The sequence below is a fragment of the Streptomyces sp. Go-475 genome (assembly GCF_003330845.1).
Taxonomy (GTDB): domain Bacteria; phylum Actinomycetota; class Actinomycetes; order Streptomycetales; family Streptomycetaceae; genus Streptomyces.
Genome location: NZ_CP026121.1, coordinates 2,484,589 through 2,510,790, shown reverse-complemented (window position 1 = coordinate 2,510,790; position 26,202 = coordinate 2,484,589). Strand labels below are relative to the sequence as shown.

24 protein-coding genes and 1 tRNA gene are annotated in these 26,202 nt (G+C 68.8%); 16 read left to right on the top strand and 9 right to left on the bottom strand.

Annotated features, from left to right (window positions below):
* Window positions 1–9: 9 nt before the first annotated feature.
* Together C1703_RS11515 and C1703_RS11510 are read right to left on the bottom strand one after the other, a co-directional pair.
* A complete protein-coding gene (locus tag C1703_RS11515) occupies window positions 10–1,218 on the bottom strand; it encodes an alpha/beta hydrolase (protein ID WP_114252043.1) in 1,209 nt (402 codons plus the stop codon).
* A gap of 73 nt (window positions 1,219–1,291) precedes the next feature.
* On the bottom strand, window positions 1,292–1,978 hold the full coding sequence (locus C1703_RS11510) for a TetR family transcriptional regulator (RefSeq protein ID WP_114252041.1): 687 nt from the start codon (window positions 1,976–1,978) through the stop codon (window positions 1,292–1,294).
* A gap of 62 nt (window positions 1,979–2,040) precedes the next feature.
* Between C1703_RS11510 and C1703_RS11505 the strand changes: the two genes are divergently transcribed.
* Complete coding sequence (locus tag C1703_RS11505) at window positions 2,041–3,663, top strand: MFS transporter (protein WP_114252039.1); 1,623 nt, start codon at window positions 2,041–2,043, stop codon at window positions 3,661–3,663.
* Window positions 3,664–3,886: 223 nt separating this feature from the next.
* The gene (locus C1703_RS11500) at window positions 3,887–4,195 is read left to right on the top strand and encodes a hypothetical protein (RefSeq protein ID WP_031111997.1); all 309 of its coding nucleotides are present in this window, start codon (window positions 3,887–3,889) and stop codon (window positions 4,193–4,195) included.
* Window positions 4,196–4,261: 66 nt separating this feature from the next.
* Here C1703_RS11500 and C1703_RS11495 read toward each other — a convergent pair whose 3' ends face one another.
* Complete coding sequence (locus C1703_RS11495) at window positions 4,262–4,996, bottom strand: potassium channel family protein (protein ID WP_114252037.1); 735 nt, start codon at window positions 4,994–4,996, stop codon at window positions 4,262–4,264.
* 83 nt (window positions 4,997–5,079) lie between these two features.
* The gene (aceE, locus tag C1703_RS11490) at window positions 5,080–7,827 is read right to left on the bottom strand and encodes a pyruvate dehydrogenase (acetyl-transferring), homodimeric type (protein ID WP_114252035.1); all 2,748 of its coding nucleotides are present in this window, start codon (window positions 7,825–7,827) and stop codon (window positions 5,080–5,082) included.
* Between the two features lie 429 nt (window positions 7,828–8,256).
* Between aceE and C1703_RS11485 the strand changes: the two genes are divergently transcribed.
* The 6 genes from C1703_RS11485 (at window position 8,257) to C1703_RS11460 (ending at window position 12,811) form a co-directional block, all read left to right on the top strand.
* A complete protein-coding gene (locus C1703_RS11485; protein WP_198678141.1) occupies window positions 8,257–8,694 on the top strand; it encodes a DUF3052 domain-containing protein in 438 nt (145 codons plus the stop codon).
* A 108-nt stretch (window positions 8,695–8,802) separates the two neighbouring features.
* Complete coding sequence (locus C1703_RS11480; RefSeq protein WP_114252031.1) at window positions 8,803–9,261, top strand: peroxiredoxin; 459 nt, start codon at window positions 8,803–8,805, stop codon at window positions 9,259–9,261.
* A 147-nt stretch (window positions 9,262–9,408) separates the two neighbouring features.
* Window positions 9,409–9,984 (top strand): calcium homeostasis/redox stress adaptation protein, encoded by a 576-nt coding sequence (locus tag C1703_RS11475; protein WP_114252029.1) that lies wholly within the window; start codon window positions 9,409–9,411, stop codon window positions 9,982–9,984.
* A 121-nt stretch (window positions 9,985–10,105) separates the two neighbouring features.
* Complete coding sequence (locus C1703_RS11470; RefSeq protein WP_031112009.1) at window positions 10,106–10,681, top strand: TerD family protein; 576 nt, start codon at window positions 10,106–10,108, stop codon at window positions 10,679–10,681.
* Window positions 10,682–10,806: 125 nt separating this feature from the next.
* A complete protein-coding gene (locus tag C1703_RS11465) occupies window positions 10,807–11,952 on the top strand; it encodes a DUF475 domain-containing protein (protein WP_114252027.1) in 1,146 nt (381 codons plus the stop codon).
* 130 nt (window positions 11,953–12,082) lie between these two features.
* Complete coding sequence (locus C1703_RS11460; protein ID WP_114252025.1) at window positions 12,083–12,811, top strand: Tellurium resistance; 729 nt, start codon at window positions 12,083–12,085, stop codon at window positions 12,809–12,811.
* 43 nt (window positions 12,812–12,854) lie between these two features.
* On the opposite strand, the gene C1703_RS11455 is transcribed toward C1703_RS11460, so the two are convergent.
* Window positions 12,855–13,820: a TerD family protein gene (locus C1703_RS11455; protein ID WP_114252023.1), complete on the bottom strand. Its 966-nt coding sequence runs from the start codon at window positions 13,818–13,820 to the stop codon at window positions 12,855–12,857.
* 230 nt (window positions 13,821–14,050) lie between these two features.
* Between C1703_RS11455 and C1703_RS11450 the strand changes: the two genes are divergently transcribed.
* Genes C1703_RS11450 through C1703_RS11440 form a run of 3 tightly spaced genes read left to right on the top strand, consistent with a single transcriptional unit; the run spans window position 14,051 to window position 18,634 of the window.
* Window positions 14,051–15,217 (top strand): HpcH/HpaI aldolase/citrate lyase family protein, encoded by a 1,167-nt coding sequence (locus C1703_RS11450; protein WP_114252021.1) that lies wholly within the window; start codon window positions 14,051–14,053, stop codon window positions 15,215–15,217.
* A 43-nt stretch (window positions 15,218–15,260) separates the two neighbouring features.
* Window positions 15,261–17,825, top strand: coding sequence for a phosphoribosyltransferase (locus C1703_RS11445; protein ID WP_114252019.1), 2,565 nt, complete (start codon window positions 15,261–15,263; stop codon window positions 17,823–17,825).
* Complete coding sequence (locus C1703_RS11440) at window positions 17,825–18,634, top strand: HAD family hydrolase (protein ID WP_114252017.1); 810 nt, start codon at window positions 17,825–17,827, stop codon at window positions 18,632–18,634. The genes C1703_RS11445 and C1703_RS11440 overlap by 1 nt, the downstream gene beginning before the upstream one ends.
* Here the strand turns inward: C1703_RS11440 and C1703_RS11435 are convergent.
* The 4 genes from C1703_RS11435 to C1703_RS11420 form a co-directional block, all read right to left on the bottom strand.
* Window positions 18,555–19,325: a DedA family protein gene (locus C1703_RS11435; protein WP_114252015.1), complete on the bottom strand. Its 771-nt coding sequence runs from the start codon at window positions 19,323–19,325 to the stop codon at window positions 18,555–18,557. The two genes, C1703_RS11440 and C1703_RS11435, sit on opposite strands and share 80 nt — an antisense overlap.
* A gap of 58 nt (window positions 19,326–19,383) precedes the next feature.
* Window positions 19,384–19,605: a zinc ribbon domain-containing protein gene (locus tag C1703_RS11430; RefSeq protein ID WP_114252013.1), complete on the bottom strand. Its 222-nt coding sequence runs from the start codon at window positions 19,603–19,605 to the stop codon at window positions 19,384–19,386.
* Between the two features lie 52 nt (window positions 19,606–19,657).
* A complete protein-coding gene (locus C1703_RS11425) occupies window positions 19,658–21,061 on the bottom strand; it encodes a hypothetical protein (RefSeq protein ID WP_114252011.1) in 1,404 nt (467 codons plus the stop codon).
* A gap of 74 nt (window positions 21,062–21,135) precedes the next feature.
* Window positions 21,136–22,059 carry a DUF4097 family beta strand repeat-containing protein gene (locus C1703_RS11420; protein WP_114252009.1) on the bottom strand — a complete coding sequence of 308 codons (924 nt, stop codon included), beginning with the start codon at window positions 22,057–22,059 and terminating at the stop codon, window positions 21,136–21,138.
* 199 nt (window positions 22,060–22,258) lie between these two features.
* On the opposite strand from C1703_RS11420, the gene C1703_RS11415 reads away from it, so the two are divergent.
* The 5 genes from C1703_RS11415 (at window position 22,259) to C1703_RS11400 (ending at window position 26,159) form a co-directional block, all read left to right on the top strand.
* A tRNA-Val gene (locus C1703_RS11415) sits at window positions 22,259–22,333 on the top strand.
* 134 nt (window positions 22,334–22,467) lie between these two features.
* On the top strand, window positions 22,468–23,520 hold the full coding sequence (locus C1703_RS11410; RefSeq protein ID WP_114252007.1) for a tyrosine-type recombinase/integrase: 1,053 nt from the start codon (window positions 22,468–22,470) through the stop codon (window positions 23,518–23,520).
* A gap of 136 nt (window positions 23,521–23,656) precedes the next feature.
* A complete protein-coding gene (locus C1703_RS11405) occupies window positions 23,657–23,896 on the top strand; it encodes a hypothetical protein (protein ID WP_114252005.1) in 240 nt (79 codons plus the stop codon).
* A 160-nt stretch (window positions 23,897–24,056) separates the two neighbouring features.
* Window positions 24,057–24,716: a hypothetical protein gene (locus C1703_RS38920; protein WP_157993098.1), complete on the top strand. Its 660-nt coding sequence runs from the start codon at window positions 24,057–24,059 to the stop codon at window positions 24,714–24,716.
* A gap of 1,188 nt (window positions 24,717–25,904) precedes the next feature.
* Entirely contained in the window at window positions 25,905–26,159 is a 255-nt protein-coding gene (locus tag C1703_RS11400) for a helix-turn-helix transcriptional regulator (RefSeq protein WP_114252003.1), read from the top strand.
* The last annotated feature ends 43 nt before the right edge of the window (window positions 26,160–26,202 follow it).

The following is a 26,202-nucleotide window of genomic DNA, read 5'->3' as shown; positions in this document are numbered from 1 at the left end:
CTACGCGCGTCAGGCCGCCGCCGTGCCGGACAAACCGGTACGGCAGACGCCGTCTTCGTGCGCGCAGTGCACCGAGCGGTATGCGCCGACGCCGATCTCTGCGAAATTCATCAGACTTGCCGTGCCCGGCTCGAAGTAGCCGGCGTGCCCCTTCGCGCCCTGCGCCGACAGCACCCGCGCCCCGAACCCGGCGGACACCGGATCCGCCCCGTGGCCCAGCCCGCCGACCTCCAGGTACGGCACGTCCTGGATCCAGTCGTCGGCGTCCCGCATCGCCCACACCCGGGCGCGGGTGTGCAGCTGGGCGGCGCTCTCCACGCGCATGCCGGGGCTGCCGGCCACCGCGATGTCGGAGACCCGGCCGGGCAGCGAGTGCGCGGCGACCCCGCACACCACCGAGCCGTAGCTGTGGCAGAACAACGACACCGGCGCGCCGCCGGGCAGCGCCCGCACCAGCGCGTTCAGCCGTACGGCGCCCTCCTCGGCGCGCATCGCCGTCGCCGAGTCGATGCCGAGTCCGCTGGGGGCCGTGTAGTCGGCCCAGGCGATCACGGCCGTCCGGGTCGAGGGGCTCGCCTTCCGCTCCGCCGCGTACAGGGACTCGGCCATGCCGGCGGGCGCCGAGTACTTGCGGTGGGTGCGCTGGTAGGTGAGCAGGTCGGTGTCCACACCCGGGACGACGACCGAGACGCGGTCCGCCGTGCGCAGGTCGCCGAAGACTTCCGCCACCCGGCCCGAGCCCTCGGGATCGAAGGCGAGGATGTGGCGCCCCTTCTCCATGAGGTCGTCGAGGCGGTGCAGCCTGCGGCCGGCCTCGTACTTGCCGGCCGGGGTGAGACGCTGGTCGTGCATCCGCTCCCGCTCGACCTCGCGCGCCTTGGCGAGCGCGATGCGGTTGGCGCGGTAGCGCAGCTCGACCGGGGCGCCGTTCATGTTGCCGACGGCGAGCGGGTAGGTGCGGACCAGGCTCGCGCGGTCCCGCTCGGTGAGCGAGGCGAAGAAGCGGGCCAGCTTCGCCGGCTCGGACTGCGGGTCCGGCAGTCGGTGACCGGCGATCCGGCCGTGCTCCCAGGCGGAGAGCGAGGCCTGGAGCGGCGCGGCGCCCCGCTGGTTGCGCAGGGCCGTCCAGCCGGTCGTCGCCAGCATCACGAAGACGACGGCCAGAGCGAGCAGTGCGCGCCAGACGTTCAGTTGCGGGGTGGTGTCGAAGGAAGTCACTGAAAGGACACACTAGGAGAACGAGAGGGTCTCGCGTTAACCAAGTGACCGGGATCACGTTTCGGTGAATGTGCTAGGGGGACTGCCCCGCACGCCAGTTCCCCGCCAGTGCGGGGCCCACCTGATCGAGGTAGGCGGCGGTGAGTTCGCGCATTCCGTCGAGCGTGAGGTCGTCCCCCGCGGACCACAGCCGCTCGGTGACGCGGATCACCCCGCCGAAGAGGGCGACGACGATCCTCGGCCGGGGATCCGCGTCCACGTCGAGCCCCTCGCGCTCGGCGATGATGCCCGCCAGCTGCTCCTCCAGCTCCGCCGCCCGCCGCAGATGGGCGGCGAGCAGGGCGGGCGTCGACTCGATCACCCGGTAGACGCGCAGGTGCAGCTCGATCGGCACGAGTTCCTCGACGGCCTCGTTGATCGCGTCCCAGCTCTCCAGGACGGCCCGGCGCAGCGCCTCCAGCGGGGCCTCGTGCGGCGGGCGGGCGCGTACGGCGTCGACGACGATCGCCTCCGCGAGCCGCGGCACGAAGAACGCCGCCTCCTCCTTGCCGGCGAAGTAGCGGAAGAAGGTGCGCTGCGAGACGTCGACGGCGGCGGCGATGTCGTCGACGGTCGTCTCCTCGTACCCGCGCGTGGCGAACAGCTCCAGGGCGGCCCGCAGCAGCGCGTCCCGGGTGCGCCGCTTCTTGCGCTCGCGCAGGTTCAAGTGATGCCTCTCTTCGGAACCGTCATCGCAGTTCAGGCTATACGGGGATGTCATGTCAGTTACCGACTAGTGAATTGGTTTGTCAATTGTCAGTGGCTGTCATTAGCCTCGGACGCATGACTAGTCAGACCACCATCGACACGACGGGGTCGGGGGGCATACCGGCGGGGCCGTCGGAGGCGACGCCGGGCAAGGGGCTGCGAGGGCACCCCTGGCTCACCCTCATCACCGTCGCTGTGGGGGTCATGATGGTGGCCCTCGACGGCACCATCGTGGCCATTGCCAACCCGGCCATCCAGAAGGACCTCGGCGCCACCTTCGCCGAAGTCCAGTGGATCACCAACGGATACTTCCTCGCCCTCGCGGTCTCCCTGATCACCGCGGGCAAGCTCGGCGACCGCTTCGGTCACCGGCAGACCTTCCTCATCGGCGTCGTCGGCTTCGCGGCCGCCTCGGGCGCGATCGGGCTGTCCGACAGCATCGCGTTCGTCGTCGTCTTCCGCGTCCTGCAGGGCCTGTTCGGCGCGCTGCTCATGCCGGCCGCGCTCGGCCTGCTGCGGGCCACCTTCCCGGCCGAGAAGCTGAACATGGCGATCGGGATCTGGGGCATGGTCATCGGCGCGTCCACCGCGGGCGGCCCGATCCTCGGCGGCGTGCTCGTCGAGCACGTCAACTGGCAGTCGGTGTTCTTCATCAACGTGCCGGTCGGTGTCCTCGCCGTCGTCCTCGGCGTCTGGATCCTGCTCGACCACCGCGCCGAGAACGCCCCGCGCTCCTTCGACATCCTGGGTATCGCCCTGCTGTCGGCCTCCGTGTTCTGCCTGGTGTGGGCGCTCATCAAGGCACCGCCGTCCGAGTGGGGCTGGGGCGACCCGAAGACGCTGGGCTTCCTCGGTGCCTCGGTGCTGGGCTTCGCGCTCTTCGCCTTCTGGGAGACGAAGGTCAAGGAGCCGCTCATCCCGCTCGCCCTGTTCCGCTCCGTGGCGCTGTCCGCGGGTGTCGTGCTGATGGTCCTGATGGCCATCGCGTTCATGGGCGGCCTGTTCTTCGTGACGTTCTACCTGCAGAACGTGCACGGCATGAGCCCGATCGACGCGGGCCTGCACCTGCTGCCGCTGACCGGCATGATGATCGTCGGCTCGCCCCTCGCCGGCGCGATGATCACCAAGTTCGGTCCCCGGGTCCCGCTCGCGGGCGGCATGGCGCTCACCGCGATCGCCATGTACGGGATGTCGACGCTGGAGACGGACACCGGCAGCGGCGTCATGTCGCTCTGGTTCGCCCTCCTCGGCCTCGGCCTCGCGCCGGTCATGGTGGGTGCGACCGAGGTCATCGTCGGCAACGCGCCGATGGAGCTGTCGGGTGTCGCGGGCGGTCTGCAGCAGGCCGCCATGCAGATCGGCGGCAGCCTCGGCACGGCCGTGCTCGGCGCGGTGATGGCGTCCAAGGTCAACAGCGACCTCGCGGGCAACTGGGCGAAGGCCGGGCTGCCGCCGCTGACGCCGGAGCAGGAGCACCAGGCGTCCGAGGCGGTCCAGGTCGGTGTCCCGCCGGTGGCGCCGGGCACGCCGGACGCGATCGCCGCCAAGATCACGGGCGTCGCGCACGACACGTTCATCTCCGGCATGAGCGCGGCCTCGCTCGTCGCCGCGGGTGTCGCCGTCGTGGCGGTGCTCGTGGCCTTCCTGACGAAGCGCGGCGAGAACGCGGGCGCGGGCGCGGGCGCCGCGCACATCTGACGGGTATTCGCCTATCAGGGTGAACAGCCCCGTCGACCCCTCCCCTCCGGCGGCCTTCGCAGGTCACAGTGGGTCAAGTCCTCCGCAGGGCATGGAGGGCGGACGCTGCGGCGCGCTGCTGGAGGGGGGCAGCGCGCAAGCAGCGGGATTGAAGCCCGCCAGGGGGGTACTCGTCATCCGTACCCGAACCGAACCCCAACCGACTGAGGGTTTACGGGAGTTGATGATGGCGAGCTTCGGACACGGTACGCGCAGGCACCCCCGCTCACGTGGCCGGACGTGGTCACGGACCGGGCCGGATCGCGCGACGCTCGGGATCATCGGAGTCATCTGCGCGGTCGCCGGATTCTTCGTGCTGGGGATCATCCTCGGCCCCGTGGCGATCGTCTGCGGCTGGCTCGCCATGGGCCGCACGTGGGCGGGCTCCCGCCCCGTCACGGCCGTGGTCGCGCTCGTCCTGGGCGCCATCGACACGCTCCTGGCGGTCATCTGGCTGTCCGGAGCGGCCACGCCGGGCATGGGCATGTTCTGACCCGGGTGGTGTGAGGGAAGGGCCTCCGACCGAGTGGGCGGGGGCCCACCCCCATGTCACGTCACGTCACTTCGCCGAGGTCCCCTTGAGCGAGGCCAGTTCGTCCCGCAGCGCCCGTACCTCCTCGGTCAGCTCCCGTATCGCCTCCGTCTGGCGCCGCTCCTCCACGTCGTCCTTGTCGAACCGGGCGATGAACCACGCCGCGATGTTCGCCGTCACCACACCGAGCAGGGCGATCCCGGACAGCATCAGCCCCACCGCGAGCATCCGCCCCAGCCCGGTGGTCGGCGCGTGATCCCCGTAGCCGACGGTCGTCATCGTCGTGAAGGACCACCACACCGCGTCACCCAGGGTCCGGATGTTCCCGTCCGGCGAGTCCCGCTCCACGGACAGCACCGCCAGCGAGCCGAACATCAGCAGCCCGACCACCGCGCCGCCGACATACGTCGTGAGCCTTATCTGCGAGGCCATCCGCGCCCGCTGCCCGACGAGCAGGAGCGTGGACACCAGCCGCAGCAGCCGCATCGGCTGCAGCAGCGGCAGCAGCACCGCTCCCAGGTCGAGCCAGTGCGTCCGCACGAACGCCAGGCGCTGCTCGGCGAGCATGAGCCGTATGACGTAGTCGAGGGCGAACGCGCCCCAGACCACCCACTCCACCGCCGTGCACAGGTCCACCACGCCGGCGCTCGCGTCGGGCTGGACGATCGGCACGGCGTAGGCGACGGCGAAGGCCAGGGCCAGGCCGAAGAGCGGGCGCTGAGTGTGCTGTTCCCAACGGAGTCGGGCCGGCTGCTGCTGCATGGCCGAATCGTAGGAAACGTGAAGGGGTGGTGGGCCCACGGTGTACCCGTGAGGCGCACCACCCCTTGACAGGGCCTCCCGCGTTATGCGTCGCCGCCCGCGGCCCCCGGGTCCGCCGCCGACACGTCCAGCAGCTGGTACCGGTCGATCGCCTGCTTGAGCACCGACCGGTCGACCTTGCCCTCACGGGCCAGCTCGGTGAGGACCGCGACCACGATCGACTGCGCGTCGATGTGGAAGAAGCGGCGCGCCGCGCCCCGCGTGTCGGCGAAGCCGAAGCCGTCCGCGCCGAGCGACTGGTACGTCTGCGGCACCCAGCGCGCGATCTGGTCCGGGACCGAGCGCATCCAGTCGGAGACGGCCACGACCGGCCCCTGGGCGTCGGCGAGCTTGCGCGTCACGTACGGCACCCGCTGCTCCTCCTCCGGGTGCAGCAGGTTGTGCTCCTCGCAGTCCACGGCCTCGCGCCGCAGCTCGTTCCAGGAGGTCGCCGACCAGACGTCCGCCTTGACGTTCCAGTCGTCGGCCAGGATCTTCTGCGCCTCGATCGCCCAGGGGAGCGCGACACCGGACGCCAGGATCTGCGCCGGGGTCTGGCCGGCCGTGCCCTCGCTGAAGCGGTAGAGGCCCTTGAGGATGCCGTCGACGTCCACGTTCTCCGGCTCGGCCGGGTGCTGGATCGGCTCGTTGTAGACGGTCAGGTAGTAGAAGACGTCCTCGCCGTGCGGGTGCTCCGGCGAGCTGCCGTACATCCTCCTGAGCCCGTCCTTCACGATGTGCGCGATCTCGAAGCCGAACGCCGGGTCGTACGCCACGCAGCCGGGGTTCGTCGAGGCCAGCAGCTGCGAGTGGCCGTCCGCGTGCTGCAGGCCCTCGCCGGTCAGGGTCGTGCGGCCGGCGGTCGCGCCCAGGACGAAACCGCGCGCCAGCTGGTCGGCCATCTGCCAGAACTGGTCGCCGGTGCGCTGGAAGCCGAACATCGAGTAGAAGACGTAGACCGGGATGAGCGGCTCGCCGTGCGTGGCGTAGGCCGAGCCGGCGGCGATGAGCGAGGCCGTGCAGCCCGCCTCCGAGATGCCGTCGTGCAGCATCTGGCCGTTCGGCGACTCCTTGTAGGCGAGCAGCAGGTCGCGGTCGACCGACTCGTACTGCTGGCCGAGCGGGTTGTAGATCTTCGCGCTCGGGAAGAACGAGTCCATGCCGAACGTGCGGTACTCGTCCGGCGCGATCAGCACGAACCGCTTGCCGATCTCCTTGTCCCGCATGAGGTCCTTGAGGAGCCGGACGAACGCCATCGTCGTCGCGATGGACTGCTGGCCCGAGCCCTTCTTCACGGTCGCGTACGTCTTGTCCTCGGGCAGCGGCAGCGGCTTGGAACGGACGACGCGGGTGGGCACGTAACCGCCGAGGCTCTTGCGGCGGTCGTGCATGTACTGGATCTCCTCCGAGTCCCGGCCCGGGTGGTAGTACGGCGGCACGCCGGACTCCAGCTCCTTGTCCGGGATCGGCAGGTGGAGGCGGTCGCGGAAGCGCTTGAGGTCGTCGACCGTCAGCTTCTTCATCTGGTGCGTGGCGTTGCGGCCCTCGAAGTTCGGGCCCAGCGTCCAGCCCTTGATCGTCTTGGCGAGGATGACCGTCGGCTGGCCCTTGTGCTCCACGGCCGCCTTGTACGCCGCGAAGATCTTGCGGTGGTCGTGACCGCCGCGGCCCAGGTGCAGGATCTGGTCGTCGGTCATGTTCTCGACCATGGCGCGCAGCCGGTGGTCGTCGCCGAAGAAGTGGTCGCGGATGTACGCGCCGGTCTCCGTGGCGTACGTCTGGAACTGCCCGTCCGGCGTGGTGTTCATCTTGTTGACCAGCACGCCGTCGCGGTCCTGGGCGAGCAGCGGGTCCCAGGTGCGGTCCCAGACCAGCTTGATCACGTTCCAGCCGGCGCCGCGGAAGATCGACTCCAGCTCCTGGATGATCTTCCCGTTGCCGCGCACCGGGCCGTCGAGGCGCTGCAGGTTGCAGTTGACGACGAACGTGAGGTTGTCCAGGCCCTCGCGGGCGGCGATGGACAGCTGGCCCAGCGACTCCGGCTCGTCCATCTCGCCGTCGCCGAGGAACGCCCAGACGTGCGACTTGGAGGTGTCGGCGATCCCGCGCGCCTCCATGTAGCGGTTCATGCGCGCCTGGTAGATCGCGCCGATCGGGCCGAGGCCCATCGACACCGTCGGGAACTCCCAGAAGTCCGGCATGGACCGCGGGTGCGGGTACGACGACAGCGCGTGCGGCGCCTTGGACTTCTCCTGGCGGAAGCCGTCCAGGTGCTGCTCGCCGAGCCGGTCCAGCAGGAAGGCGCGGGCGTAGATGCCGGGGGAGGCGTGCCCCTGGAAGAAGACCTGGTCGCCGCCGTCGCCCTCGTCCTTGCCGCGGAAGAAGTGGTTGAAGCCGACGTCGTAGAGCGAGGCGGAGGAGGCGAACGTGGCGATGTGGCCGCCGACGCCGATGCCCGGGCGCTGGGCGCGGGAGACCATCACGGCCGCGTTCCAGCGGGTGGCGTTGAGGATCTTGCGCTCGATCTCCTCGTTGCCCGGGAAGAAGGGCTCGCTCTTGGTCGGGATGGTGTTGACGTAGTCCGTGCTGCGCATCTCCGGCACGGCCACGCGCTTCTCGCGGGCCCGCTCGATCAGCCGCAGCATCAGGTAGCGGGCGCGTTCCCGGCCGCGCTCGTCGACGGCGGCGTCGAGGGAGTCGAGCCACTCCTGCGTCTCTTCGGGATCGAAGTCAGGAACCTGACTCGGAAGGCCGCCAATGATGATCGGGTTGCGATCGGATGCGGAAGCCACGCTGTTCCTTACCTGTCAGAGGGCCTGCGAGGGCCGCTGTTTCGCTGTCGTAGCTGGGCGTCGTCGCTGGGGGCCGCGCCGCTCCCCATGGTCCACCTCGGGACCGTGAAACGTCATCTCTACCGGGCGGTAACCCGAGCGTGAGATCGACTCCGTGCCGGCTCCGTGACGTATGGGGCGAATACCTTCGAGTCTCGTACCCGCAGACGATTCCCAAACGCCCAAACAGGGCAGAAAGGTGTGGTGTGCGTCACCTCGGACCATGATGGTGTGCCTGGAGTTGCGGTGACACGGCCAGGATCGTCACCGTTTCGGCGGTCTGAACGGCCGGGTACTTGCGCGATCCGCCCCGCCCGTGTGGACTACGGCCAATGCTTCGCGCACGCGCGTGGCTGAGTTATTTCCCAAGACATGATCAGGAGGCAACCCGTGAGCGCGACCGCGGACCACGCGGAGGAGCGGACGAACCCTGCCGCCAGGCTGGGGTTCCAGCCCGGGCAGGTGGTCCAGGAGATCGGCTACGACGACGACGTGGATCAGGAGCTCCGCGAGGCCATCGAGGGCATCATCGAGAGCGACCTGGTGGACGAGGACTACGACGACGTGGCCGACGCCGTTGTGCTGTGGTTCCGTGACGACGACGGCGACCTGACGGATGCGCTGGTCGATGCCACCACGTACATCGAAGAGGGCGGTGCCATCCTGCTCCTCACGCCGAAGACCGGCCGTTCGGGCTATGTGGAGCCGAGCGACATCTCGGAAGCCGCCACGACGGCGGGTCTGACGGCGTCCAAGAGCGTCAGCGTCGGCAAGGACTGGAGCGGCAGCCGGCTGGCGACGCCGAAGGCGGCGAAGTCCAAGCGTTAGGCCGTTCGGACGGGGCGGGCCGGCACCGTCGGCCCGCCCACCGGTCTGTCCCGGGCCCTGCGTAGGGTGGTCCCACCCCACAAGCCCCAGGAAGGGACACCCACGACGATGGCGATCCAGGTCGGCGAGAAGGCCCCCGACTTCGAGCTCAAGGACAACCACGGCAGGGCCGTGCGGCTGTCCGACTTCCGCGGTTCCAGCAACGTCGTCCTGCTCTTCTACCCCTTCGCCTTCACCGGCGTGTGCACCGGCGAGCTGTGCGAGCTGCGCGACAACCTGCCGCAGTTCTCCGACCGCGACACCCAGCTGCTCGCCGTCTCCAACGACTCCATCCACACCCTGCGCGTCTTCGCCGAGCAGGAGGGCCTCGAATACCCCCTGCTGTCGGACTTCTGGCCGCACGGCAACGTCTCGCGCGCCTACGGCGTCTTCGACGAGGACAAGGGCTGCGCGGTGCGCGGCACCTTCGTCATCGACAAGGAGGGCGTCGTGCGGTGGACGGTCGTCAACGGCCTGCCGGACGCGCGCGACCTCAACGACTACGTGAAGGCGCTCGACTCCCTGTGACGCCGGTCGGGCGGCATGCGCTCGACACCCGCTGAATTGTCGGCTTCAGGGCCTGCGGGGGGCGGGAACCCGTCACTAGGATCGACTCGTTGATCCGACATCCGAGCACAACGGGGCATCCCGCCCCTGGACACCAATGGAGGACTCGTGGGAGTCAGCCTCAGCAAGGGCGGCAACGTATCGCTGACCAAGGAGGCGCCGGGCCTGACCGCGGTCATCGTCGGTCTGGGGTGGGACGTCCGCACCACGACCGGCACCGACTTCGACCTGGACGCCAGCGCGCTGCTGCTGAACAACTCCGGCAAGGTCGCCAGCGACCAGCACTTCATCTTCTTCAACAACCTCAAGAGCCCGGACGGCTCCGTCGAGCACACCGGTGACAACCTCACCGGTGAGGGCGAGGGCGACGACGAGCAGATCAAGGTCAACCTCGCCACGGTCCCGGCCGACGTCGAGAAGATCGTCTTCCCGGTCTCCATCTACGACGCCGAGACCCGCCAGCAGTCCTTCGGCCAGGTGCGCAACGCGTTCATCCGCGTCGTGAACCAGGCCGGCGGCGCCGAGATCGCCCGGTACGACCTGAGCGAGGACGCCTCCACCGAGACCGCCATGGTCTTCGGCGAGCTCTACCGGCACGGCGCGGAGTGGAAGTTCCGCGCCATCGGCCAGGGCTACGCCTCGGGCCTGCGCGGCATCGCGCAGGACTTCGGCGTGAACGTCTGAGCCGCCCGCAGGGCCCTGGCGACAGGGCCCGAAGGCCTTCCTGTCCGGCGCCGCACGGTTTACGTGCGGCGCCGGACGTGCAGGACCACCTCAGTAACACCATCCGGGGAGGGACATCAGCATGGGCGTCACACTTGCCAAAGGGGGCAACGTCTCCCTGTCCAAGGCCGCACCGAACCTCACTCAGGTGATGGTCGGTCTCGGCTGGGACGCGCGCTCCACCACCGGAGCGCCCTTCGACCTCGACGCCAGCGCGCTGATGTGCAGCGGCGGCCGCGTGCTCGGGGACGAGTGGTTCGTCTTCTACAACCAGCTCAAGAGCCCGGACGGCTCGGTCGAGCACACCGGTGACAACCTCACCGGCGAGGGCGACGGCGACGACGAGTCGCTCCTGATCGACCTCTCCAAGGTCCCGCCGCACTGCGACAAGATCGTCTTTCCCGTCTCCATCCACCTGGCCGACGAGCGCGGCCAGACCTTCGGCCAGGTCAGCAACGCCTTCATCCGTGTGGTGAACCAGGCGGACGGCCAGGAACTCGCCCGCTACGACCTCAGCGAGGACGCCTCCACGGAGACCGCGATGATCTTCGGCGAGGTCTATCGCTACCAGGGCGAATGGAAGTTCAGGGCCGTCGGGCAGGGGTACGCGTCGGGTCTGCGCGGCATCGCCATGGACTTCGGAGTCAACGTCTCCTGACGCGATATGAGCAAAATGCAGGGCCTCGTGGGGTGCGGAAGGGGCCCGACTAGACTTCGGCTTCAAAGTTTCGTAAAGCCGGGTACGGCGCGGGGGAGCCCCGTACACACACGATTGGGTAGCCAGTGGTTCTGAAAACCTTCGGGTGGTCGTTCGCGGTCACCGCGCTCGGCCTGGTCGCAGCGGTCTTCTACGGAGGGTGGACCGCGTTCGGCGTCGTAGCGATCCTGTCCGTCCTCGAGATCTCGCTGTCCTTCGACAACGCGGTGGTCAACGCCGGGATCCTGAAGAAGATGAATGCCTTCTGGCAGAAGATCTTCCTCACGATCGGCATCCTGATCGCCGTCTTCGGCATGCGACTGGTCTTCCCCGTCGTGATCGTCGCGCTCAGCGCCCAGCTGGGCCCGATCGAGGCCGTCGACCTCGCGCTCACCGACAAGGACCAGTACCAGCAGTACGTCACCGACGCCCACCCGTCGATCGCCGCCTTCGGCGGCATGTTCCTGCTGATGATCTTCCTGGACTTCATCTTCGAGGACCGGGACATCAAGTGGCTCGGCTGGCTGGAGCGCCCCCTGGCCAAGCTCGGCAAGGTCGACATGCTGTCGGTCTGCATCGCCCTGATCGTCCTGCTCATCTCCGCCATCACCTTCGGCGCCAACGCCCACCAGCACGGCGGCACCCACGCCGACAAGGCGGAGACCGTCCTGCTCTCCGGCATCGCCGGCCTGATCACCTACATGATCGTCGGTGGCCTCTCCGGCTACTTCGAGGACAAGCTCGAAGAGGAGGAGGAGCGCGAGCACGAGGCCGAGGAGAAGGCCGCGCGCGAGGGCAAGCCCAAGTCGGCGGTCAAGCTGGCCGGCAAGGCCGCGTTCTTCATGTTCCTCTACCTCGAGGTCCTGGACGCGTCCTTCTCCTTCGACGGCGTCATCGGCGCCTTCGCCATCACCAACGACATCGTCCTGATGGCCCTCGGCCTCGGCATCGGCGCCATGTACGTCCGGTCGCTGACCGTCTACCTGGTCCGCGAGGGCACCCTCGACGACTACGTCTACCTGGAGCACGGCGCGCACTACGCCATCGGCGCGCTCGCCATGGTCCTCCTGGTCACCATCCAGTACGAGATCAACGAGTTCATCACCGGCTCCATCGGCGTCATCCTGATCGGCGCCTCCTTCTGGTCCTCCGTGCGCCGCAACCGCGCCATCGCGGCGGCCGAGGGAAAAGCCGGCTCGGACGAGAAGACTGAAATCTCGTCCGGGGTGTGACACCCCTCCGGGAGAGGAACGCTCTGTGCGGGGCGGCCACCGAGGCGACTCCTCGGCGGCCGCCCCGTCGGTCGTCAACGGCCGTGGGTACGGCGATGACCTGCGGTCTCCAAGTGAACGTGGGGGCGGAATGGGCCTGTTCGACGGACTCCGGCGCGGCGATGTGCAGTTCGACTCGGGCAACGCGAACACCAACGCGATCGAGCTGACCAAGCGGCGCGCGCAGATATCACTCACCAAACAGGACGCGGCCAACGGCCATCTACGGGTCAACCTGAGCTGGCGCATGCGCACGTCCGACATCGGCGGCTCACAGCGCGAGAGCCTGCTGCGCCACCCCTTCAGGGCACTGAAGCCGCCGGAGGTCATCGGCCACAGCCAGAGCGTCGTCAACGTCGACCTCGACCTGGGCTGCCTGTACGAGCTCCAGGACGGCACCAAGGGGGTCGTCCAGCCCCTCGGCGGCTACTTCGGCGACGTCAACGCCCCGCCGTACGTCAAGCTCAGCGGCGACGACCGCTTCGGCTCGGGGTCCGGCGAGACGATGTACATCAACCTCGACCACCGCGACAGCATCAAGCGGCTGCTGGTCTTCGTCTACATCTACGACCAGACACCCGCCTTCGACCGCGCCCACGCCATCGTCACGCTCTACCCGAGCAACGGCCCGCGCATCGAGATCCACCTCGACGAACGCCAGCCGCAGGCCCGCTCCTGCGCCGTCGTCATGATCGAGAAGGTCAAGAACGAGATCATCGTGCGCCGCGAGGCGAAGTTCGTCTACGGCTTCCAGGCGGAGCTGGACCGGCTGTACGGGTGGGGGCTCCAGTGGGGGCGGGGCTACAAGACGAAGGTCTAGAACCTGTCGGTGATCCGCCTGTCGGTGATCTGTACGGCAGGCGCTAGCGTCCGATGAACTGCGGTCCCTGTGGGGGCAGGCGGAAGTCGGGGTCGGGGGCCGCGGTGACCGGCGACGGGTAGCCGTAGCCGGTCTGCGCCCCCGCGACGCCCGCCGTGGCCGGTGCCTGGGGGTAGCCGTAGCCGGGCCGGCTCGCGGGGTGCGGATAGCCGTACGCGGGCTGGGCCGTCGCCGGCTGGGTCGTCGCGGGCTGCTGGGGCGGGTACCCGTACCCCGGCTGCGCGGGCACCGCGGTCGGCTGCTCCGGCGGCAGCGGCCGGGACACCTCGGGGGAGTGCTGGACCGTGGCGGGGGGCTGCTGAGCGGGGCCGGCGGCCGTCGGCTGTGCCGGTGCCGATGCGGTCGGGGATGCGGTCGTGGTCGGGGGCGTGGGCACCGTCGTCGTCGGCTCCTCCGCCGCCGCCTCCGACTCGTCCACCGAGATGCCGTAGTCGGTCGCGAGCCCCTTCAGCCCGTTCTCGTAGCCCTCGCCCAGCGCCCGGAACTTCCAGCCCTCCCCGCGCCGGTACAGCTCGCCGCAGATCAGCGCGGTCTCCTGGCCCGTCTCCGGCTTGACGTCGAAGTACGCCAGCGCCTCCGCACCGGTGTCCGCCGCGTCGTACAGCAGGATGCGCAGGGCCTGCACGCGGTCGAACGTGACGCCGTCCGCCGATGCGACCAGCAGAATCCGGCCGACCTCCGTCTCGACACCGGTGAGATCTGTCTGGATCGTGTCGGTCAGGCCCTCGGCGCCCCGCTTCTTGCCGAGCCGCCACACCTTCCCGGAGGGGTGCCGGGGCTGGTTGTAGAAGACGAAGTCCTCGTCGGAGCGCACGCGACCGTCGGGGCCGAGGAGCAGCGCGGAGGCGTCGACGTCCGGAACCCCCTGCCCGGGTGTCCAGCGCAGCACGGCGCGCACCGTGGTGGCTTCCAGCGGGACGTTCGACCCCTTCAGCATCGCGTGCGTCATGCGGTCATCCTGCCTTCTCGGTCCTGCTCACGACAACGCGGGGGGCCGCGCCGCCACGAGCGGCGCCGAGGGCGGACGGCGACTACCGTCGTCATGACCGGGCCCGGCTGTGCTTGCCCGCGTTACCTGAAATTCATGCCTGACGGGAACCTCTGACATGGACTTCTACGTACTATTACCGGCCAGCTTTCGACGATTCGCAGGTCGCACCACCACCACGGGGGAGTTCCATGCGTCATTTCGGGCACATCGCCCCTGAGGTGCGGAAGCGTCTCTTCCACCGCGAGCCGTGCGTGTTCACTCCGGACTCCCCGGCCCGTCTGCTCTCGGCCGCCCTGGGCGCCACGCTCTACAGCCCGGCCACCCGGCCGCGCCTCGCCGACGACGTCCTCAAGCAGGGCGGACGCGGCGTGGTGTCGATGGTGCTGTGCCTGGAGGACTCGATCGACGACGCGGACGTCGGCCCCGGCGAGGAGAACCTGGTCCGCCAGTTCAGCGCCCTCGCCGACCTCCCGGACGCGGACCTGCCGCTGCTGTTCATCCGGGTCCGCGTCCCCGAGCAGATCCCCGACCTGGTGCGACGCCTCGGCCCCGCCGTCCGCCTGCTGTCCGGATTCGTGCTGCCCAAGTTCACCGAGGAACGCGGCATCCCGTTCCTGGAGGCCCTGGCGACCGCCGAGGCCGAGAGCGGCCGTCGCCTCTTCGCCATGCCGGTGCTGGAGTCGCCGGAGCTGCTGTACCGGGAGACCCGCGTGGAGACCCTGGAGGGCATCTCCCGCGCGATCGACAAGTACCGCGACCGCGTCCTCGCCCTGCGCCTCGGCGTGACGGACTTCTGCTCCTCCTACGGGCTGCGCAGAGGCCCCGACATGACGGCCTACGACGTGCAGATCGTCGCCTCCGTGATCGCCGACGTGGTGAACATGCTGGGCCGCGCCGACGGCACCGGCTTCACCGTGACCGGGCCGGTGTGGGAGTACTTCCGGGTCCAGGAGCGCATGTTCAAGCCGATGCTGCGGCAGAGCCCCTTCCTGGAGGTGCAGGCCGCGGACCTGCGCGCGAAGCTGATTGAGCACGCCATGGACGGCCTGCTCAGGGAGATCTCCCTGGACCACGCCAACGGCCTGCTGGGCAAGACCTGCATCCACCCCTCGCACGTGCTGCCGGTCCACGCCCTGTCGGTCGTCAGCCACGAGGAGTTCTCGGACGCCCAGGACATCCTGCGCCCCGAGCGCGGCGGCGGGGGCGTCCTGAGGTCGGCCTACACGAACAAGATGAACGAGGTGAAGCCGCATCGGGCCTGGGCCGAGCGGACCCTGCTGCGTGCCGAGGTTTTCGGCGTGGCGAACGAGGACATCGGCTTCGTGGAACTGCTCGCGGCGGGGCTGCCGAGCTGAGTCCTCGAGTCAGGTACACCGGTGAACGCGACGCAGGGAATCCATGGAGAAGGCAGTGAACGAGGGGCCGCACCACGAGGTGCGCGACGGAGTCTGGTCGGGCAGCTGGGTCGCCGAGCGGCTCGGCGTCGAGCTGGCCGGTGACGACCACCTGACCGACCTGCTGGGACTGGCGCTGCGCCGCAACCCCAAGCGGGCCCACCTGCTGGTGTCGAACGTGCTGGGCAAGCACGTGCCGCAGTCGCCGTCCGTCGTGTACGGCCACGGCGTCGAGCTCGGCCGCCGGGTCCGTGACCTGCTGGGGGAGGAGGAGGCACGCGCGGCGGTCGTCCTCGGCTACGCGGAGACCGCGACCGGCCTCGGCCACTCCGTCGCCGACGGGCTGGGCCTCGCCCCCTGTCTGCACTCCACCCGCCGCCCGGTCGCCGGCCTCGCCCCCGCCGGCGGCTTCGAGGAGTCCCACTCGCACGCGACCTCGCACCTGCTGCTGCCGGAGGACCCCGCGCTGCTCACCGGCGCCGGGCCGCTGGTCCTCGTCGACGACGAGTTCTCCACGGGCAACACGGTGCTGAACACCGTCCGGGACCTCCACGCGCGGTATCCGCGGCGGCGGTACGTGGTGGTGGCGCTGGTCGACATGCGGTCGGCGGCGGACGCCGGGCGGCTGGAGGACTTCGCCCGTGAGATCGGCGCGCGGGTGGATCTCGTGGCCGCGGCCTCGGGGACGGTGCGGCTGCCCGAGGGGGTGCTGGAGAAAGGGCGCGAGCTGGTGGCGCGGTACGAGTCGGAGGGTTCGTCGGACAACGGCGTTGCCGTCGAGGCAGACCAGGAGGTCAACCCCTCAGGGGCGCGGGGAACTGCGCGACCAGCCCCCACCGGCCCGCACCCGGACGACGAGCGAACCCACCCCCGCATCACCCGCGTAGACCTCCGCTGGCCCGCCGGGCTCCCCGACGGGGGACGACACGGCTTCACCCCGGCTCACCGCGCCCGGCTGGAGGCCGCCCTGCCCGGAATGGCGGCCCGGATCGCCGAGGCGCTGCCCGCCGGCGCCCGCCGTGTGCTCGTACTCGGCTTCGAGGAGCTGATGTACGCCCCGCTCCGGCTCGCCGAGGCGCTGGAGCGGACCACGGACGCCGAGGTGCGCTACTCCACCACCACCCGCTCGCCCGTCCTCGCCGTCGACGACCCCGGCTACGCGATACGCACCCGCCTGGTCTTCCCCGCCCACGACGACCCCGCCGACGGGCCCGGCGAGCGGTACGCCTACAACGTCGCCGGCGCCGGCTTCGACGCTGTCGTCGCCGTCGTCGACTCGGCCGGGGACACCCCCGCGCTGCACGCGCCCGACGGCCTGCTGGCCCGGCTCGCCGCGCACACGCCGCGGGTCCTCCTCGCCGTCGTCCCGTCGTACGTCCCCGGGACCCGGCCCGCCCCCGAAAGGCCCTCCATGCTGCCCGAGCCCCTCCGCGGCCCCGCCTTCTCCTCGTACGCGCCCGAGGAGGTCGGCTGGCTGCTCCAGGACCTCTCGGACGTGACGCTGGAGGCGCCGACCGAGGAGCGCGAGGAGGCCATCCAGAGCGGCGGCGCCCACTACGCGGAGTCGCTGCCCGTGGAGTACCAGCCGAGCGAGCAGTACCAGGAGCTGTTCCACGCCGCGCTGGAGGAGTCGGCGGCCCGCATCGCCCAGGCGGTCGGTGTGGTCACCGAGACCGTCCTGGCCGAGCGGTCGCCTCACCCGGTCCTGGTCTCCCTGGCCCGCGCCGGCACACCCGTCGGCATCCTGATGCGCCGCTGGGCCCGGCACCGGCACGGCCTCGACCTGCCGCACTACGCCGTGTCGATCGTCCGCGGCCGCGGCATCGACGCCAACGCGCTGCGCTGGCTCGCCGCACACCACGACCCCCGGGACGTCGTCTTCGTCGACGGCTGGACCGGCAAGGGCGCCATCACCCGCGAACTCGCCCAGGCGCTCACGGAGTTCGAGAAGTCCGACGGCATCACAGGCTTCGACCCGGAGATCGCCGTCCTGGCCGACCCCGGCTCCTGCGTACGCACCTACGGCACCCGCGAGGACTTCCTCATCCCCTCCGCCTGCCTCAACTCCACCGTCTCCGGCCTGATCTCACGGACCGTGCTCCGCGCGGACCTGGTCGGCCCGCACGACTACCACGGCGCGAAGTTCTACCGCGAACTCGCCGCCACCGACGTCTCGGTGGCCTTCCTCGACGCCGTCTCCGCCCGTTTCCCCGAGGTCGCGGACGCGGCCTGCGCCCAGGCCAAGGAACTGCTCGCCGCCGACCGCTCGCCCACCTGGGAGGGCTGGGCCGCCGTCGAACGCATCAGTGAGGAGTACGGCATCCACGACGTGAACCTCGTCAAGCCCGGCGTCGGCGAGACCACCCGGGTCATGCTGCGCCGCGTGCCCTGGAAGGTCCTGGCACGCGCCGGGGCGGGCAGCGACCTCGACCACGTCCGCCTGCTGGCCGAGCAACGCGGCGTACCCGTCGAGGAGGTGGCCGACCTGCCCTACACCTGCGTCGGCCTGATCCACCCCAGGTACACCCGGGGCGCCACCGGCGCCGACGGCAAGGCGGTGACGGTCTGATGCCCGTACTCGTCGCGAGCGACCTCGACCGCACCCTGATCTACTCCTCCGCGGCCCTGGCGCTGACCATGCCCGACGCGCGGGCGCCCCGGCTGCTGTGCGTGGAGGTGCACGAGAGCAAGCCGCTGTCCTACATGACCGAGACGGCGGCCGGGCTCCTCACCGACCTGGGCGACGCGGCCGTGTTCGTGCCGACGACGACCCGGACGCGCAAGCAGTACCTGCGCATCAATCTGCCGGGCCCCGCGCCCACGTACGCGATCTGCGCGAACGGCGGCCACATCCTGGTGGACGGCGTGTCCGACCCCGACTGGCACGCACAGGTGACCGCGCGGCTGGCCGACCAGTGCGCGCCCCTGGCCGAGGTGCAGGAACACCTGCTGCGGGCCGCCGACCCGGTCTGGGTGCGCAAGCACCGCGTCGCCGACGACCTCTTCGCCTACCTCGTCGTCGAGCGTGAACTGCTGGACGAGGACTGGGTGAAGGAACTCGCGGTGTGGGCGGAGAACCGCGGCTGGACGGTGTCCCTCCAGGGCCGCAAGATCTACGCCGTGCCCAAGCCGCTCACCAAGAGCGCGGCGATGCGCGAGATCGCCCGGCGGACCGGGGCCGATCTCACGCTCGCCGCGGGTGACTCCCTGCTCGACACCGACCTGCTCCTCGCGGCGGACCAGGGCTGGCGGCCCGGTCACGGAGAGCTGGCCGACACCGGCTTCACGGCTCCCTCGGTCAGGGTGCTTCCCGACCGGGGTGTCCTCGCCGGGGAGCGGATCCTGCGGGAGCTTCTGGGGGCAGTACGGGGCGCCTGAGGACTCGGGTGTCCTGGTCGTCGTGCGGGTGCGGCCGGGCGGTGGCTTGTCGCGCAGTTCCCCGCGCCTCTTCAGGGCGCGGTCGCAGCAGCCGTACCGCGATGAACGCCGCCACCGCCAGGGCCGCCACGGCCAGGACCACCTTGGAGTACGTGGAGACGATGTCGGACACCGTGTGCCAGTTCGCGCCGAGGAAGTAGCCCGCGAGGACGAACGCCGTGTTCCAGATCGCGCTGCCCAGCGTGGTCAGCCCCAGGAACACGGGCAGGCGCATGCGCTCGACACCCGCCGGTACGGAGATCAGACTGCGGAAGATCGGGATCATCCGGCCGAAGAACACGGCCTTGGTGCCGTGCTTCAGGAACCACGCCTCGGTCTTCTCGATGTCCGACACCTTCACCAGCGGAAGCCGGCCCGCGATCGCCACCGTCCGGTCGCGGCCGAGCAGCGCCCCGACCCCGTACAGCGCGAGCGCGCCGATCACCGAACCGGCCGTCGTCCACAGCAGGACGGCGAGCAGGCCCATCCGCCCGCTGCTCGCGGCGAACCCGGCGAGCGGCAGGATCACCTCGCTGGGCAGCGGCGGGAACAGGTTCTCCAGGGCGATGGCGAGACCGGCACCCGGCGCGCCCAGCGTGTCCATGAGGTCGTTGACCCACTGCGGTCCGGCGTCCGCGGCGATGGCTGTCATGCCGCCACGCTAGGAGACCGGACCTGAAGGGATCCTGAGGAAAGAGACCGGGGGGACGTCAGCCGCAGCAGCCGCCACCGCAGCACCCGCCGCCTCCGCCGCCCGCGCGGGGCGCCGGGGCCGGGGCGGAGGCCGAGCCGGCCACCGCGACCGTGGAGAGGAGCTTCACCGTGTCGTCGTGACCCGAGGGGCATGCCGCGGGGGCGGCGGACTCCGCCATGGGACGGCTCAGTTCGAAGGTGTCGCCGCAGGTCCGGCAGCGGTACTCGTAGCGAGGCATGCGCACAGGTTAACCGGCCTGCCGCGGCCGTCGCAGGGGCTCGGGAGCAGGCTCAGTGGCCCGCGGCGCCGCGTTCCTCGCGGATCCGGGAGACCACGTCGGCCACCGTCCGGCGTACCGCTTCGGTCTCCGTGAGGAAGTGCCAGTAGTCGGGGTGGCGGCCCTCCAGGGTGGCGACGGCGCGTTCCAGGCGCGCCACCGCGTCGTCCAGGGGCCGGGCGTGACGCGGGTCGGGGGTGTTGCGGCCGGCCATGGCGAGGCGCTGGGCGTCGCGGATGGCGAAGCGGGTGCGGTCGATCTCCTGCTGGGGGTCCTTCTGCACGGCGTTCAGCCGGTGCAGCCGGTCGCCGGCGGCCGAGACGGCCTCGTCGGTGGTGTTCAGCAGGGCCCGTACGGTCGACAGCAGGGCCGTCGCGTCGGCCCAGCGCTGCTCGTCCCGGGCGGTGCGGGCCTCGGCCAGCTTCACCTCGGCCCGGCGGACGTTCTCGGCGGCGACGTCGGGGACCTGCTGCAGGTCCTGCCAGCAGGCCACGGTGAAGCGGCGGCGCAGTTCGCTCAGGATCGGCGGGACCTGCTCGGAGCGGGTGGTCAGGGCCTGGGCGCGGGTGCGCAGGGAGACGAGCCGGTGGTCGATCTCGGCGGCCCGGCCCGGCAGCCGCTCGGCCTCCACGCGGACCGCCTCGGCCTCCCGCGTGACCCGCTCGGCGCGCCCCAGGGTCTGCGGCACGCCGTGCTGCCCGGCGCCCTGGTTCAGCTTGGTCAGCTCGGGGGAGAGGGCGGCGAGCCGGGCGGCGAGGTCGTCCGCCTTCAGGCCCGAGGCGCGCACCGCGTCGAGGGCGTTGGAGGCGGCCAGCAGGCCCTGGCGGGCACGCTCGACCGCGGGGGCGAGGCGGGCCAGCTGGGTCTCGGCCTTGCCGAGCAGCGGGCCGAGGCCGTCGGCGAAGCGGTCCAGCTCCTGCTTGACCCGGCCGAGCTCCTCCTTGGCGGCGGTCAGCTCGGAGCGGGCGCGGGAGGCCGCCGAGGCCTCCAGGTCGTCGCGGTCGAGGTCGTGGGCGTCGACGGCGTTGATGTACCGGCTGCTGGCCTCGTCGATGCGGCGGCCGAGGGCGTCGAAGTCGGTGACGGCGCGCCGGGCGGCGGGCGAATCGTCGACGGCGGTGATCGTCTCGATCGAGATGCGCAGGTCCCGCTGGGCGGTGTCCAGCTCGTAGAAGGCGGCCGCGGCGGCGTCCTTCGCGGCCTGCGCCTCGGCCCGCTGGCCCTCGGCCCGGCCGCCGAACCAGCGCCGGGTGCCGCCGCCCGCGAAGGCGGCGGGCAGGGCCAGGACGGCCACCAGGGGCAGCACCGTCACGGTGAGCGTGTCCCGGAGCGGGCCGGGGGTGCGGGGGAGGCGGCGGCGCGGACGATGTGCGCGCGGCACCGACGGCGAGTACGGCTGCGCTGGTGTCGCCGTCACATCCCTCTCCCGTGCTGTGGTCCACCCTGCCCGGTGTCATTCTCCCACCGGTTGAGGACGAACACACGGGCCGATCAGTTCGCGGTTCGGACCGTGACTTTGCCGTCGCCGGTCCGGGCGGACACCACGTGCCGGCTGGTCTCGTCGCGGGGCACGGACACGTCCACGCCGCCGTCACCGGTCTCGGTGGTCACCCGGTAGCCGGCCCGGGGCACGGCGATGGTCACGGAACCGTCGCCGCTGCGGGACTCGACACGGTCCGGTACGACGCCGAGGTCGAGGCGGACCGAGCCGTCACCGGTGTGGGTGCGGACGTCACGGGAGGAGACGTCCGCCCGGATGGAACCGTCGCCGGTGCGCATCCGGAGCGGGCCGGTGGCGTCGCTGACGCGGATGGACCCGTCGTCGGCGCGCAGCTCCAGCCGGCCGGTGGCCTCGCTGACGCGGATGGAACCGTCGCCGGTGCGCAGGTTCAGGGGACCGGTGGTGTCGGTGACGCGGACGGAGCCGTCGCCCGTGCGGACGCTCAGCGGGTCCCGGAAGCCCCGGGCGCGCACGCTGCCGTCGCCGTCCTGGACCTTCACGGTGACGCCGCGCGGCACCTCGATGCGGTGCCTGGCCGAGCAGTCGGCGACGACGCCGGAGCACTTCAGCCGCAGCACCAGCCGGTCGTCCCGCATGGACCAGGTGACCTCGGGGTCCTTGCCGATGACGACCGACCCCTGGAACCACCGGGTCACCTCGATCCTGCCCGCCGGGTTGTCCTCGGCGGCGACGATCTCCAGGGCCGAGTCGTCGGAGTCCACGGTGAGCGTGCGGCCCTCCAGGTCGAAGGACCGGCGGTCCGGGTCCGTGTCGTCCCCGGCGGACGCCCCGCAGGCGCTCAGAGCCGAGACCAGCACCACGACGGCACCGGCGACGGCGACCGCACGGGCAGGGAGGGAGCGGGTGCTGCGGGTGCTGCGGGTGGTGCCGGCGGTGTGCGTGCTGCGGGTCATGACGATCTCCCCCTGGACGGACGACGGGCGCTCTCGGGCGCTCTACGACCGTAGGGATCCGGGACCCGCCGGGGGATCCGGGCCGCTCCCGGATCAACGGTGGGGTTAACCCCCGCCACGGCCCCCGATACGGGTTTGCGGGACCGCGCCCCGGGCAATGTAGGCTGTCGACTCGTCCTGGGCGCGTGACCCGGGAGCCGGGTGCGTAGCTCAGGGGTAGAGCGCCTGCCTTACAAGCAGGATGTCGGCGGTTCGAAACCGTCCGCGCCCACCAGGACCCCTCTGACCAGCAAGAACAGGCAAGAGGGGCCACCAAAAGCAGTGTGACTCACCTAACCAAGGGTGTTAGTCAAGATGCCTAGCTGACTAGGACTTGCCTAGCACCCCTACCAAGGGGAGTCAGACCACATGGCAGCCAAGAGCACCGTAGCGGGACGTAGCCCGCTCCGCAGCACGGCACCCAAGGCCAGGAACACCAGGGCCGTACCGGTCACCGCAGTACTCGCCACGGAGCACAGTTCCGAGGAACGTGCAGTGATGCTCTCGGAGTACGCCACTCACCTGAGGACCGTGAACAACAAGCACGGTCGGCCCTACCAAGAGAAGACAGTCAGGACGTACGTAGAGGCTGTCAGAGCCCTGGAACAGTGGATGACCAGGGAACGACTGGAAGACGACTTCACCGCCCTGGACACGGCCACTGTGAACAATTTCTTCAGGGCCTACTACGACAGCCACGACCGGGGCGGTACCAACTCGGTACAGAGGAATCTCCGGACGTTCTTCTCATGGCTGGAAGACGAGTTCGACGTACCCAACCCCTACCGGGACAAGAAGTTTCAGCGGTACTCCGCACCCACCGGGGGCAAGCCCAAGACGCTCTCCTCGGACTTCATCACTGACCTTCTTAAGGTGACCGGGAATGGTCACCCCAGGGTTCGGGAGTTCGAGAAGGTTCGGGACCATGCCATGATCCGTGTCCTGACAGAAGGACTGCGGGCAGAGGAACTCCTGTCACTCCGACTGGAGTACGTCAACCTGAATCAGGGCCTCTTGCAGGTGGTGCCCTTGAAGGACGCCAGGGCGGCAGGAGAGGGCCGCATCATCCCGTTGCAGCCCAAGACAGTCATTGCTCTGACCCGGTACCTGAGGGCCAGGGAACACCACAAGCTGAGTGACAGCGGGTGGCTCTGGCTTGGCAGCAGGAACCGCGGACACCTCACATACTCGGGTCTCTACCGAATGATCAATCGGCGTGCCAAGGATGCCGGATACGACTCGGTAAGTCCTCATCAGTTCCGCCACACATTCGCCGATGATCTCCTGTCAGCAGGAGTGGCAGAGGGCGACATCATGACCGTGGCCGGCTGGAAGGACCCGAGCATGCTCCGCAGGTACGCCGCAGACATGGCCACAACCAGGGCCGTAACGGCAGTCAAGCGCATGGGCGACCGGTACTAGCTCTCAGCAGTGACCAGGGTCACACCCGGGCGGGAATAGACCACTACACACCGTTGTTGGACATGACAGAGGGCGTGCCTCAGTCGCCAAACTTCAACACGCCCTCTGTCTCTCTGTGAGAGGGAGACACCCTAGCATGTCGCTCTACGTAGACGAGAATGGCGAGGAACTGTCTGACTGGGAAGAAGGACAGTTGGAGACGTTGACCGAACTGGTCAACGCACTCGGAGCGTATTGGGAGGCAGGGGTTCTGACCCTGGCAGCAGCAGTCAAGGTCTACGCACAAACGGCAGCCATGACCGAGGCGCAGGCCGCAGAGTTCCTGACAGGGCTTTGGGTTGACGACATGGTGTCTCGACTGGAGTTCGAAGCATAGTCGCTGCGCACTGCGTGCGACGCTAACTGAATAGGCAGTACCCCGATAAGGGCCATGGCAGCAGTAGGAGTCATGGCCCTTTGTCGTTACAACTGAATATGAGCACCAGTAGGGCCCTAGTAGTCGCTAGGGCCCTTTTCTTTTGCCCCGGGGAGAGCGAATGGCCTACGAGCGTACCGAAATGCGGTTGGTTGAAGATGAGAACGCAGCAGTAGAGCGCAAGGCAGATGAATGGCTTGCGGACTGGCAGGAGGATAAGTCTGCATACCCGGACCCGTGGCCGGCACGGCAGGAGTCAGAGTTCGAGAGTCTGGCCATGGCTCACAGTGGATTGCTTTCCCTTGGTGTCGTCCCTTTCAGTGCCATGCTGCCTTCCTGGGATCCGCTTGACCGAGACAAGATGCTGGCAGACCTTATGCAGGGGCCGAACAAGGAAGACCCTATTGACGATCTCTTGCAGTCAATCGGGGATGGCTCTGCGCCGTGCAAGCTGGGATTCATCATTGAGGATTGCCGGGAAGTCTACGAAGGGTGCCACTGGAAGGGGTGTGGGGTACCCCTGTATGGCTCTGAGAAGGCCCGGGGAAGGGGTAAACCGCGGAAGTACTGTGATGACCACGGCAAACCCGCTAAGGCCCGTACAGCACGTCTCAGACGCAGGGGAATCAAGGTAGGCATCCACCGGAACCTGTCCTACTGGCCGGAAGGGGAGTCCCCGGCGCCCGCAGTGTGGCTCAAGACTCCGCGGGAGGGAGGGAAGAGTACAGACCAGTACCAGCAGTCCAGGGATGTATGGATGTCCGCCAACCTCCCCGGCTGAGTCTGCGTCGCATTTATTCAGAACTAGTGGAGGAGCAATCCTCTGGAGCCAAGCTCACTCGGTCGGTGAGCCTCTGGCGTGGTGGAAACACCAGGGGCCTTCCCAAGACCAGAGCACATGGAAGAGATGCTCAAATGGGGACTCTCTACGGATACCTCAGTGCGATAAGCCGCAAGGGATACGGAAGATGAGTGTGGTTACCCCCTACCTCACCAAGTAAACGGCTTGGGGGGTAGGGGGGCCATATTCTCTTCCGTGTTCCTTGTGAGATATGTAAGTAAGAATGAACAACAGTATGGAGCCCTCCCGAAAGAGGGCTCCTGGTGTTTGGAGAATGCTTGGGAGATTGACCATGGTTACTTGTTGCTGGACTAAAGATGATGTTGTCTGTGGTGCCGATGCCTTGGTGCATCACTCCATGCCGTTGTGTAATGAACACCTGAACTTGTATTACCGAGGCCGCACATACACCATCCGACAGTCCGCGGCTATCCATGGTGTGGAGGCATTCCCCGGATTCTGCTATGTGGTGTTACTCCCTGACGAGACAGTCAAGATTGGTTACTCCAACACAGAGGAAACGCTTAAGAGGCGATTCCGAGACTTGAAGCGGGAAGCGGAGAAAGAAGGGCCAGGGTTTGACATCCTGGCAGTCATGGCCGGCGGTTGTGCCTTGGAAGCTGTCTTGCACTATCGGTTTGAGAAGAGCCGGGTGCCGGGCCCCGGTGAACGCTTTGAGTTCTCAGACGAGATACAAGACTTTCTGGCTACTGCTCCCCGGCTGTCTCTGGCTGCCTGAGAGCCTCTGAGAGTCCCCCTGGCCCTAGCGCTACGCCTCAAGTTGTCCTCCCTGCCCTCTGTGTTCGGCTGCGCCTCTGGTCTCGGAACCTTGGACAGTGCCTCTGCTGTGATCTGGCTCTCAGATTCAAGGGGCGACGTCCAAAAACGCCGAGAGTGTCAGCGACGTCTATAGGGAAGGACTTTGAAGGAAAGTTTTCCCACTAGTCCTCTCTGGTTCGTGGTCATGCCTGGTTCCTCCCCTACTGCCGTCTAGGTATCTGGGAGCCATCCTCGGATGGCTTGGTTAGCCTAGATGGTTCTGGCCCTGGTTCTCTCGTTCTGCGTGAGAGCCGGGGCCATCTTCTTTTGCCCTCCCTTCCCTCGTTTTCCTACATAGGAGAGATTGACATGTCTGACATTAATCTCTGGGATCGTGAATCCTGGGATGCAATTCGACGTGCCCGCGGTATCGGCTACGCAGAGATAGCTGAGGCAACTGGCATTACCTACAAGGCTGTAACCAAGTGGTTCTATGGGGAGCGCACTCCAAGTCTGCGCAGTCAGATCCTTATGGCCAAGGTGCTCAACATCCCTTTGGCTGAGGCTCTCAAGAATATTACTGATCCTGCCGTTCGGAGCGCCATTCGCTCCGTCATCCTCTAACGATTGGAACGCGTGACAATGAACCACACTCCCCTGTATGCCA